The organism is Streptomyces sp. NRRL WC-3618, assembly GCF_001280005.1.
Lineage (GTDB): Bacteria > Actinomycetota > Actinomycetes > Streptomycetales > Streptomycetaceae > Streptomyces.
In genome coordinates this window covers 1-11565 of sequence record NZ_LGDW01000015.1, presented here as the reverse complement: position 1 = coordinate 11565, position 11565 = coordinate 1, and the positions used below count along the sequence as shown (strand labels likewise).

Genomic DNA, 11565 nt, shown 5'->3' with positions numbered 1-11565 from the left:
TGCGGTGTGTGCGGAGGTGAAGGCCAGATCAAGGTCCGCGTCGCCGGACACCGGTGCGCTGCCGGTGACCTGCCCGGTCGACGGATCGGTCAGGTCGAGGGTTTCCTCGGCCAGGGCCTGGCGGTGGCGTCCGCCGATGAAGTTCTGCAGTGTTTTCTGCGCAGTCACTGTCTTCACCTCGGCACGGGTGTGAAGTCACGGCTGGCGATGTACGTCGGCCGTGGGGCGGGGGCACCGAAGGGGGTGCCCAGGACGTTGTCGACGCTGTTGAAGACGATGAAGATGTTGGACCGCGGATAGGGCGTGATGTTGCCGTTCGACCCGTGCATGCAGTTGGAGTCGAAGAAGGTGGCTGATCCGGGAGGCCCGGTGAATTGCTCGATACCGCCCGCGTGGTGGGCGAGGTCCCTCACCGAGTCCTGGTCCGGCATCCCGACGGCCACCGAGTGTGTGCGCAGGGAGTCGCGGTGGTGATCGTGCGGTGTCCGGCCCACGCACGGCACGAAGGTGCGGTGCGAACCGGGAATGATCATCAGGCTGCCGTTGTAGGGGTAGTTCTCGGTCAGGGCGATGGACACGCTCACCGCGCGCGGCGCGGGCATGCCGTCCTCCGCATGCCATGTCTCGAAGTCGGAGTGCCAGTAGAAGGGGCCCCCGCCGAAGCCCGGCTTGTAGTTGACCCGGCTCTGATGGATGTACACCTCGGAGCCGAGCATCTGACGAGCAGGACCGACCACCCGGGGATCGGCGGTCAGACGGGCGAAGACCTCGCTGATGCGGTGTACCTCGAAGACCGAGCGGACCTCTTGCGACTTCTCCTCAATGACAGTGCGCTCGTCCTCGCGCAGAACGGGGTCGGCCGCGAGACGTGCCGCTTCCTCCTGGAGGCCCTCGATCTCCTGCCGGGTGAGCACAGACCTTTCCGCGTGATAGCCGAGCCGGTCGAACGCGTCCAGTCGATCGGCTGACAGCGGGCCGTCCTCGGCCGTGCCCCAGGCCGTCGGATCCTCGCGCGCCATGGCGGGGGCGGGAGTGAGCAGACGAGTGGGGTAACGGTCGGTCAGAGTGGTGCTCATGATGCCGGTGCCTTTCGTCTAGAAGGGGTGCTGGTCGTGGCAGGCCGTAGTGCTGCCGCAGCCGTTCGGCGCGGGCACGTCCAGTGCGGGATTGCCGTCGAAGAATCCGTTGGGGCGCAGGGCGAAGCCGGTGCTCACCACGGGCATGGCGGGCCAGTCCTCGGGACGCACGACGTGGTGCTCACCGAACGTGTGCCACACCACCACGTCCGTGTCCGCCAGCGGCCGGTCCTGTCGCACGAAGGCGGGCAGTCCCTCGCCGCCGCGGCTCTGGTTGGGGTAGTCGCCGGCCGCGTAGAACTGTGTGCGGTCGTACGCGGTCACCCACAGATGTCCGTAGCAGAAGCGTGCCCGCTCCCATGCCTGGCTGCCCTCGGGTTGCATCGGCAGAAGACCCGAGCTGGGCACCAGCTTGTAGCCCACGGGCTCCCCCAGGCCGTTGCGCTGCCGCGGATTGACGATGTTCCAGAACCGGCCGGTGGCGGCGTGTGCGGATCGTTGCTGTGCCTGCTGCTCGGATTCCAGCAGGCGGTGCCGGGTGCGCCAGGCATTGGCGTGCGGATTGTGCTCGTCGACGGGGAGCGCCACGGAGTCGACCTCGTAGACCGAGTTGTGCGGCCCGTCGACGGCCATGTCGAGACGCATGGAGAAGAAGTGCTGGTGATGGGGGCCGTAGAGACCGGGCGCGAGGGCGGTGCCGTACGGCGGGCACTCCCCCGTGAAGGCACCGGTGGAGACCATGCCGGTGAGCTTGACCTCGAACTTGATCGTTCCGTCCAGGTAGAGGTACCAGAAGTAGCCGTACTGGTAGTTGCCCAGGACGGCGAAGGAGGAGATGACCAGCCGGCGCTGACGCCTGGTCACCACCTTGCCGGTGCGGAAGTCGGTGTGCTTCCAGGCGATGTTCATGTCCTCTTCGTGCATGCACACGGCATTGGGCAGCGTGACGGGTTCGCCGTCCTGGTCATGCACGACTGCGTCGAAGTAGTGGATCTCGCCCAGGCAGTCGCAGCCCAGTTCCAGGGCGTTCACCATGAACCCGGCACCGTACTCACCCTCGTCGAAGGCGTTCTTGCGGTAGTGGGTGAAGCCCGGGTCGCCGTAGGGGGTATACATCTCGGCCAGCGAGGCACGGTGCAGGATCGACCGGATCCGGCCCTGGTCCCGGTAGCCCACCTGGTACAGGACGAGTCCCTCGCGCACGGTGAAACCGATGCGGAAGTGCCACTTCTGCCACTCCACCGCGTAACCGTCCACGGTGAAGCTCGGGCCCTCGGGCTGCGTGATGTCGATCGGTTTGAGGTCTTGGCGCTCTTCCACCACTGCCGGCCAGTTGTTGTCGGGAGTGCGTACCGCCGGGTCGTAGTTGCCCGACAGCGGGGGCAGCGGCACTGTCCCCTTGTCGGTCACGTCAAGCACTTCCATGGTGTCGAGGTCGATCAGCGCCACGAGGTTTTCCACGGGGCGGGCGTATCCGTTGTCCCCTGGATGGGCGCGTACAAAGGTCAGCGGGCAGGCCAGCCGGCGTCCGGAGGCATCGTCCAGTTCCCCGGTGTATCCGGTGGGCCAGGCATCCACCATGGCCAAGGAGAAGTCCTCCACCCCGCGGCGCCGCATTGCCTGCTGCCAGCGGGCGTCGGAGCGTACAGCGGCATCGCACTGGGCGAATTCCTCCTCGGTGATGGCTGTCTGCACGCCCGGCAGGTACCGCCAGTCGACGACCTTCGCCGCGTCCAGGGACACGACGGCTTCGTAGGACCGGCGCTGCTTGCGGTCGCGCAGCACCATGAAGACCTCCCTCGGGAGGACCTCCTGACCGTCATGGTGCGACAGGCGCTGCTTGTCCGGTTCCTGGAGAGAGATCATCACGAAGCGGGTGTCGGCTGTGAACTCCCGGCGGGTCTTCACCACCTTCACCGCCTGGCGGATCTCCTGCGGAGTCAGCGGGGCCAGGGGGTGAGGGACGGTGGACGTCTCGCGGGTCGACATGGTGGTCATAGGCCCTCCGTAAGCCAAAGGGGAGATCGGTGTCGGGAAGGCAAAGGGGAAAGCGGTGGCGGGCGCCCGTCAGCGCCGCACCGCCCGCCCTGCCTGTGCTGCCTCCTGCAAGTCGTCTCGCAGGGCCCGCAGGAGAGGACGGCGGGCGTCGTCGAGGTAGAAGTGGTCGCCGGCGAACACGCGGTGCCGGACTGGACGCACGTGGGTGACCCGCTCCCACTCCGTCAGCTGTGCGCGGGGCACGCTGGAGTCCGTATCGCCCGTGTACACGGTCACGGGAGAGTCGAGCGGGGCGTCGGCGGTGTGCACGTAGGTCTCGGCAGCGGTGAAGTCCGCGCGCAGGACGGGGAGCATGACACGGATGAGTTCGGGCTCGTCGAGGGCAGCGTGGGGGACGCCGCCGAGGCGGACGACTTCGGTGAGGAACTCCTCGTCGGGCAGCGTGTGGCAGGTGGGCCCCGCTGCGGCTGCCCGGTGGGGAGGCGTGCTGCCCGAAACAATCAGCAGGGCGGGCGGTGGGTGCGTCTCGCTCAGGACGCGTGCCGTCTCGTAGGCCAGCAAGGCCCCCAGGCTGTGTCCGAAGAAAGCGTAGGGGACGTGGTGGTCCTGGTCGAACAGGATCGGCCGGAGGCCATCTGCGGCAGCCCGTGCCAGTTGCGCGAGATCCGTGAACGGGGGCTCGCTGTACCTGCTGTCGCGGCCCGGCAGGACGACGGGCAGGACATCCACGTCCGGAGCGAGCAGCGCCGTCCACGGCCGGTAGGCGAGTGTGCCCCCGCCAGCCTGTGGGAAGCACATGAGGCGGATACGGCAGACGTCGCGCGTCGCGCCGGGACGCACCACCCAGTCGCCCGGGTCAGTCATGGCCGCCTCCCGCCTCGTCCCTTGGCTGGTCGTGTATCACCTTGACCAGATCTCGGATGGTGGGTGCTGCGAAGAACTGCTCCAGGCGGACGTCGAGACCGCATTCCACGCGTACACGCGACACGAAGCGGGCGGCGTGCAGTGAACTTCCCCCGGCCGCGAAGAAGTCGTCGGTCGGGCTCAGGCTCTCCACACCGAGCACACGGATGGCCAGCGCCGTCAGGTCACGTTCGTGGGGGCTGCCGGCGACCGTCGTCCCGCTGTCCTCCGGAGCGGTCTGTGCTGCAGGGACCGGCGGCAGAGCCGCATGATCGATCTTCCCGTTCCGCGTCATGGGCAGGGAACCGACGACAGCGAGTGCGGACGGCACCATGTACTCCGGCAGCGAGGAGCGGACGTGTCGCAACAACCCGCCGACGCTGGGCACGCCGACAGGAGTGGGAACGATGTGAGCCTCAATACGTCCGCTCATGACCCGGACCACCGCTGTCCGCACCTCGGGGTGCCGCTCCAGAGTGCACCGAATCTCGTCCAGCTCGATCCGGTGACCGCGCACTTTGACCTGTCCGTCCGACCGGCCGATGAAGTGCAGCACCCCGTCCCGGCTCATCCGGACCAGATCACCGGTGCGATAGAGCCGCCCCTGCGGTCGGGAGGTGAATGGATCGGGTACAAAGCGCTCCCTGGTGAGGTCGGGCCGGTTGCGGTAGCCGCGGGCGACGCCCGCTCCCCCCACATACAGTTCACCGGGATACCCCGGTGGAACGACCGTGCCCGCCTCGTCGAGCACGTGAACGCTGACATGGGCCAGAGGGCGACCGATGGGAACCTGCGACGTGCTCTCCTGCGGCCTGCAGTGCCAGGAGGTCACGTCGATGGTGCATTCGCTGGGGCCGTAGAAGTTGTGGAGCTCGGCTGACGTCTTGAGGCAGTGGAAGCGTCGGCACAGCTCAGGAGAGAGTGTCTCCCCTCCGCAGAAGACGTAGCGCAGACCGGAGATGTCGGCGAGCGCCGGTTGCTGCTCCTCCAGCAGCACGTCCAGCAGGGAGGGAACGCAGGCGAGGACGGACACGCCGCTGCGGCGCATCTCCTGCAGCAGTCCGTGCGGATCACGTGCGAGGTTCGGGGACCCTACGACAAGAGTCGCTCCCGAGATCAGCGGGGTGAAGATCTCCCACACCGAGATGTCGAAACTCAACGACGTGTGGTGCAGCACCGCGTCGCCCGGCCCCAGGGGGAAGGTTGCGGCGTCCCACCGCAGGCGGTTGGCCAGGCTGCGGTGCTCCACCTCGACCCCCTTGGGCGTCCCGGTGGACCCTGAGGTGTAGATCAGGTAGGCGAGGGAGTCCGGGCGGGCCCGCGCGGTGGTTGTGCCGGAGTGGGTCGGGCCGGGCGAGGACTGCATCTGTTCCCGTGCCAGGACGGGGGCCGGCAGGTCCAGGAGCCCGCCGTTCGGTTGGTCCGTGACGACAGCGGCGGCTTTGCTGTCCTGCACCATGAAGGCGATGCGCTCCGGCGGATATCCGGGATCCAGAGGCAGGTAGGACGCTCCCGCCTTGAGGACGGCGAGTATCGCCACGATGGTGTCGGTGCCGTGTTCCATGTGGAGGCCGACTGTGTCGTCGGTGCCGATGCCCTGCCCCCGCAGCGCGTGTGCGAACCGCTCGGCCCGGGAGTTCAGCTCCCGGTACGTGATCTCGCCCGTCGCCGTCCGCAGTGCCACGGCCTCGGGGTGGCGTGCGACCGCCTGCTCGACCATCTCATGTACGCACGAACCGGATGGCAGGGCCTTGTCCGTGTCCCGGACGGCAGCCGGTTCCCGCCGCCGCGCCAGTTGCCGAGGTTGGGCGGTACGGCGCACGCCGATGCCCCGCATCGGGTCGCTGTCTCCTGCCCGGGTGGTCGACGTCCTGGCAAGCCGTTGCGCCCCCAGCCCGAGTCGGACTGCTTCGGCCAGGAGCAGCCGGTAGCCGACAGCCACCGACTGACCGTCCTGCAGCCCCGAGGCCCCGTGGACGTGCACGGCGTGCTGCACGCACTCGCACAGCAAGGGCCACACAGCGTCGGTCACTGCGGTCGCGTCGGCGTCGATGGCGGCGAATTCCGCCGCAGGTGCGGCGCTCAGCGCCCGCCCGAGGACGCACTCGTCGAGCCTGAGCAGTTGGGCGTGGTTCTCCAGGCGCAGCGCCTCCAGGCGTGCCCGCTGGGTGGCCAGGGGAAATGACACCGCCTGCTGCGTGCCGATGGACCGGCCGAACTGCCGCCGGGTGCGGGCTCGGCCGGTGGCCATCTCCACCGCGGTCAGTGCCATGCCGAGCAAGTGCGCGTTGCGCATCAACGTGGTGGCGGCCCACAGAGAGGCGGCCGGCGCGCGGAACACCTCCGCGGCGCCAGCTGCGTCGGCGGGCAGTTCCCACAGGTCCCCACCCGGGGTGGGGTGGCGGACAGCGTCGTCGGCCGTCGCTTCGAGGGCACGGACCTGTTCGGGCGATCCGGGCACTGGCAGGAGCACGAAGCGGGGAAGGCACTCCGTGAAGCGGCAGGCTGTCTGCCGCCTCCCGTCCGAAGCTCGCTGTTCCCCATTCGGAACCCGCTGCTTCCCATGCGAAGGGGAAGACCCGTATATCTGCGCGGGTGTGACCAGGCCAATGGCCGACGTACCGTCAAGGACGGAGGCGGCTTCGCGCGGTGCGGCAGCGGTCAGGGCCGGCAGGGCGACGACCGTGTCGATGACGTCGCTCGGAGCCCAGGTCCGGCCGAGTTGTTCGGCAAGCAATGCCGCCTCGGCCCACATGAGGCCCAACCCGCCGTCGTCCACGCTCAGGCACAGTCCGGTCCATCCTTGAGCTGCCAGAGCCCCACGGACGCCTGCTGCAGTCGTACAGGTGCCCGGAGAGGTCAGAATCTCGGCGAACTCATGGACGAGTTGCTGCTGCCATCCGGTCAGATTCGGCATATCAGTGCTGCTCCTCCCATGGATCGCCGCCGTCCAGGAGATCGGTGGCCACGGTGGTCAGTTGAATTTCCGAGGTGCCGGCGGCCAGGGTCAGCCCGGGGGCCTCGCGAGCCGCCAGAGCCAGATCGGGGAAGTACGCGTCCCAGTCGGCTGCCGGACCGAGTAGCTCCCAGGCCAGCCCTGCCACGCGCTGGGCCAGCTCACTGGTCCACCATTTGGCCGCCGCTGCCGCCGCGGCGTTCAGGCTGCCTTCGGCCACCCCCTGCACGGCCCGCCACGCCAGCAGCCGGCTGGAGCGGATCTCGACATCCAGACGCCCCAGACCGTGTTCGTCCTCGGCTCGGGCCAGTTCTCCGCGCGCACGGAGGCCGACGACGAGCTGATCGAACCACCGACGGGCCCGGCCGGCGAAACAGATACCTGTCCGTTCCAGTCCCAGCGCTTCAGCCAGCAAAGACCATCCCTGGCCCGGCTTTCCCACCAGAGCGTCGGAAGGAAGAACGACGTCGTCGAGCCGGACAGAGAAGAACTGCTCCGGGTTGAATGTGCGAATAGGCTCGACATGTACACGCGGGTGGTCCAACGGCACGATGAACAAGCCGGTAGCGGCATACGAGTGCTCGCCATGGCCTTGAGTGCGCGCTGCACAGATACCGAACTGCGCCCGGGACGTGCGGGCATTCCAGGCCTTCGCCCCTGTGACGCGCCAACTGTCGCCCACCGATTCGGCAGTTGTGGTGATACCACCCAGGTCGCTTCCCGCATGCGGCTCGGTGAACAGCACGGAGAACACGATTTCTCCCGCTGCCATACCCGGGCAGTATCGACGCCGCTGCTCCTCGCTCCCCGCCGCCAGGATCGTGGCTCCGGCGTTGTCGATCGTGTTCACGCGCACACTGTCCGGAACACCGTGCAGAGCGAGTTCCTCGGCTGTCACCGCAGCGGCGTACGCACTCGTCTCCAGCCCGCCGTACTCCCGTGGCCAATGCGGTGCCAGCCAGCCGCGCGCCCCGAGCTCTCTGTACACCGTCTCCGCATGAGGGCATTCCTCGTGAGAAGGCGTTGCCCATATGCGTTCCAGCTCATCGCGCATATTCCGCCGGGCCAGCAGATCTCGAATTCCACTACGTAATTCGGGCTCTCCCAAAACCAAACAATCAGACACGGGATCTCCGTCTCGGAGCTGAGAAAAGATGCTGAATAAAAGGCAGCCCCGCGCTGCGTGGGGGTGGGTTCGTCACACACGCTGCTCGAACAGGGCTCGCGACAGACAGAGGCACTGACCTGGCCTACCCCAGGGGTGACACCAGTGTGAGGGGAGGAGTCGCGTAGATGTCAACCCCCGCGATCCCTTTCGATTAAGGGAGGTAAAGATCGACAACAGCCCCTTCCCAATATGGGAATCTCAAACGAGCTAATTTTCGCCTCACCACTCGATGTACACGGCCCCCAGCTTCTCATTTTCCTCACATTCCAGCCCTCCTGCAGGTCAGAAGATATATGGGCACAGAGACATGAGGACCGGGGCACCGCCCAGCCGTTGACAGCTACACCAACCCATTCCTACGGTTGGATCTCAAGCGCACGCCGACTATTGACATCTCGTCAGGTCAGTCGTGGTCGCTCAACAGCTCTGGTCCCGCCCGCCGGCCCTGCCGGGTTTGCGGTTAGCTGCTGCATCCTTCCGTCGCCATTCCCCGCAGGGAATTCAGGCCGGCCTCGCGCCCATGGAAGCGACCGCGCACCGGAACAACGCAATCCGCCCATCGGTCCTGACTCTCCAGAAGGTGGCCATGAAGCGTTCCTTGGCGCTCTCTTCTGCTCCTCTCCACCCCCTGTCACCACCTCTAACGAAACCCAGGCCAAGCCATGACGACCCACCACACTTTGACGCGCATCATCGCGCGTTCCGAAGCACTCAGGTCGACAGCGAGGTGGGCACCTTACGCAAGGTCCTCACCCACCGGCCGGGCCGGGAACTGCGGCGACTGCTCCCGGGCAACCACGCGGACCTCCTGTTCGACGAGATCCCCTGGTTGGAAGCAGCACAGGCCGAACATGATCGATTCACCGGGCTGCTCCAGGAGAACGGCGTCGAAACCGTGGAACTGTCGTCGGTTCTGACCGCCGCCCTCGCAGCACCGGATGTGTGCCGGCAGGTCGCTTCGGTCGCCGCGCGACCACAGCATCTCGGCCGAGCCCTTGCCGCCTCCGTTCATGACCTGCTGATCTCTGCCAATGCGGCGCGGAGAACCGAACTCCTCCTCACCGGCATGACGTTGGGGGAACTGGCTGCGTATTCACCCCACAGCGTCAGCAGCGCTCTCAGCGCCAGAGCCCACCGCTCGGACTGGTTCGTCCTGCCACCATTGGTGAACTCCATGTTCGTCCGTGACAGCAGCAGTTGGATCGGCGATCGGTACAGGGCCAATTCCATGGCAAGCCAAACGCGCAGAATGGAGAGCCGACTGCTGCGCGCCGCAGCCGATGCCGCGGGTGCTCAGCGCATCCGGGAAAGGGAGCCCTTCGAGCCCGCCGCCCTGGAGGGGGGAGACCTTCTCCTTGCAGGAGCAGGATGCGTGGTGATCGGCGTCGGCGAACGGACGACGGCTGCCGCTGCCGAGCAGACAGCCCAGTCCCTGTTGACTTCCGGCCTGGCCACTCACGTCTTCGCCGTTCTGCTGCCCAATGAGCGTCAGTGCATGCACCTCGACACCCTCATGACGATGGTCGATCAGGAGAGCTTCCTGGTCAGTGGAGTGCACCGCGACCAGTGCCACTGGTTCTCCTTGAGACTGAACGCCGACGCCACGGTGCGCGCCGATAGCCTGGACGACCCTTTCACCGCTCTGGCCAGTGCCCTGGGGCTGAGGGGTATTCGCCTGATCGAGACCGGCGACGACGAGGTCACCATGCAACGCGAGCAATGGAGCGACGCCGCCAACGTTCTCGCACTCCGCCCAGGGACGGTCATCGCCTACGACCGGAACACCATGGCCAATGACCGACTCAGCGCCGCCGGCATCACCGTACTCACCGTCCCCAGCGCTGAATTGGTCCGTGGCAGAGGCGGTCCGCATTGCCTCTCGTGCCCCCTGGTACGCGATCCCCTCACGACCTAAGAAACGCGTTTCACGCACACCACCATGGCCACGGAGGCGGAAAAGCCTGCCCCACCTACAGCCTCCGCTATCAACCGACCAGCGAAAGAAGGAATCAGCATGACGACCTACGAGCAGCGGGCCGGCTTCGTCGACGCCGGTCACCACCCCGAAGAGGAGAAAGCCACAGTCAAGTCGGTCTACCAGCAGGTCGCCAACGAGTACGACGAGCGGATACCCGGCCTCGGCCCCAGCGACGACATGTTCACTCAGTCGGAACGCGACTTCCTCATAGAGGCCATTCGTTCCGGTGAGAAGGTTCTCGACATCGGATGCGGTACAGGCCGGTTCACGGTTCCCATGGCCGAGAAAGGAGCAGACGTCAGCGGACTCGACATCTCGCGTCCCATGCTGGACGTAGCTTCACGCAAGCTGGCCGAACGCGGCCTGAGCGCAGATCTGCGCGAGGGCGACATGGCTCATCTGCCCTTCCCGGACGCTTCCTTCGACACCGTTACCAGCATGCTGGCACTGATGCACGTCCCCATGGAGGACAGGCAGGCGGTGTTCGGCGAGGTGGCCCGCGTGCTCCGTCCCGGTGGCAGGATGCTGCTGGGCGTCAAGAACTCCGTCTTCGAGGAGATGTTCACCGGAGACCGTTTCGCCTCGGTAGACGTCACCGACGTAGCGGGCAAACAGCTCCTCTTCACCAAGACCCGCAGCGGAGAGGAGTACGTCGCCCCCTGGTACAGCTTCAGTCCGCAGGACCTCACCACCCTGTTCGCCACCGTCGGGATGACGGTCACCCGGCTGCGCGGCAACTCGCCTCTCGCTGTCTGGCTGGCTGACGAGGTCCTGAGGGACGAGTCGGTCAGGGCTTTCGTCAGCAAGACCGAGCGCTTCCTCGCCGAGATACCTCCCTTCAACCACTTCGGCTATCACCTCTTGGCCGAGGCGACCAAGCCCAGGGCGTAACCAAGACGGACCGGCCGGCCTCTGCCTCCTCGACGGGGCAAGGGCCGACCGCCGGTCTGATGCGCCGTCGGTCCGGTGCAGTGGTGGGATGCTTCGTCCAGGGTGATCACACTGCTCAAGCGGATCGACGTCATGACGTCACCGATCGTCTACGCTCTGACCTGGCCTTTCGTGGACCCGCATGCACTCACTGGACCGGCATGGACGGCGTTTCCAACCTGTGCCATGTGGTACCCACGGAAGGACCCAAGACCGGGGCTGGAGTGCAGCGCGGCACCCGTCCGCCGCGCCTCGCCGGACCCGACATCCTGTGCCTGGTGCGGTCGGGTCAGCTCGCCGCCCACGCGTCCCGCATAACCTCACTACGCAGTGCCAAAGGGCGGAGGCCACGCAAGCCTGACCGCGCTCCGGCTCGGGCGTCGTTGGCACCAAGGGGGCCGGCACCACGACCGCCCTCACACTGCGGGCCGAGGGGCACACGGGCCGGGACACCCCAATCAGGGCCCACGATGAGGCGCCGTACCGGCAGGGCCCGCCCCATTCCAGGGCTGCTGTACCAGGCATTGGGCCCTGGGCCCTTGTCCTTATGACCGCG

Annotated in this window: 7 protein-coding genes; 2 read left to right on the top strand and 5 right to left on the bottom strand. The window is 66.9% G+C overall.

Going from position 1 to position 11565, the window contains the following annotated elements; all coding sequences use genetic code 11:
- Positions 1-173 precede the first annotated feature (173 nt).
- The 5 genes from thpD to ADL01_RS02915 form a co-directional block, all read right to left on the bottom strand.
- Positions 174-1076, bottom strand: coding sequence for an ectoine hydroxylase (gene thpD / locus ADL01_RS02935; RefSeq protein ID WP_053740271.1), 903 nt, complete (start codon positions 1074-1076; stop codon positions 174-176).
- An 18-nt stretch (positions 1077-1094) separates the two neighbouring features.
- Complete coding sequence (locus ADL01_RS02930; protein WP_053740270.1) at positions 1095-3074, bottom strand: primary-amine oxidase; 1980 nt, start codon at positions 3072-3074, stop codon at positions 1095-1097.
- A 69-nt stretch (positions 3075-3143) separates the two neighbouring features.
- Complete coding sequence (locus tag ADL01_RS02925) at positions 3144-3938, bottom strand: thioesterase II family protein (RefSeq protein WP_053740269.1); 795 nt, start codon at positions 3936-3938, stop codon at positions 3144-3146.
- Entirely contained in the window at positions 3931-6894 is a 2964-nt protein-coding gene (locus ADL01_RS02920) for an amino acid adenylation domain-containing protein (protein ID WP_053740268.1), read from the bottom strand. Before ADL01_RS02920 ends, ADL01_RS02925 begins: the two co-directional genes overlap by 8 nt.
- 1 nt (position 6895) lies before the next feature.
- Positions 6896-7987 carry an acyl-CoA dehydrogenase family protein gene (locus ADL01_RS02915; RefSeq protein ID WP_078960291.1) on the bottom strand — a complete coding sequence of 364 codons (1092 nt, stop codon included), beginning with the start codon at positions 7985-7987 and terminating at the stop codon, positions 6896-6898.
- A 634-nt stretch (positions 7988-8621) separates the two neighbouring features.
- Here ADL01_RS02915 and ADL01_RS02910 point away from each other — a divergent pair.
- The gene (locus tag ADL01_RS02910; protein WP_234354477.1) at positions 8622-10016 is read left to right on the top strand and encodes an arginine deiminase family protein; all 1395 of its coding nucleotides are present in this window, start codon (positions 8622-8624) and stop codon (positions 10014-10016) included.
- Between the two features lie 99 nt (positions 10017-10115).
- Entirely contained in the window at positions 10116-10970 is an 855-nt protein-coding gene (locus ADL01_RS02905; protein ID WP_053740267.1) for a class I SAM-dependent methyltransferase, read from the top strand.
- Positions 10971-11565 lie beyond the last annotated feature (595 nt).

What these genes read in the sequence shown, in the direction of transcription:
- ADL01_RS02920 (WP_053740268.1), bottom strand. Translation starts at nt 6,894, where the DNA reads ATGCCGAATCTGACCGGATGGCAGCAGCAACTCGTCCATGAGTTCGCC.
- ADL01_RS02905 (WP_053740267.1), top strand. Translation starts at nt 10,116, where the DNA reads ATGACGACCTACGAGCAGCGGGCCGGCTTCGTCGACGCCGGTCACCAC.
- ADL01_RS02910 (WP_234354477.1), top strand. Translation starts at nt 8,622, where the DNA reads ATGGAAGCGACCGCGCACCGGAACAACGCAATCCGCCCATCGGTCCTG.
- thpD (WP_053740271.1), bottom strand. Translation starts at nt 1,076, where the DNA reads ATGAGCACCACTCTGACCGACCGTTACCCCACTCGTCTGCTCACTCCC.
- ADL01_RS02925 (WP_053740269.1), bottom strand. Translation starts at nt 3,938, where the DNA reads ATGACTGACCCGGGCGACTGGGTGGTGCGTCCCGGCGCGACGCGCGAC.
- ADL01_RS02915 (WP_078960291.1), bottom strand. Translation starts at nt 7,987, where the DNA reads ATGCGCGATGAGCTGGAACGCATATGGGCAACGCCTTCTCACGAGGAA.
- ADL01_RS02930 (WP_053740270.1), bottom strand. Translation starts at nt 3,074, where the DNA reads ATGACCACCATGTCGACCCGCGAGACGTCCACCGTCCCTCACCCCCTG.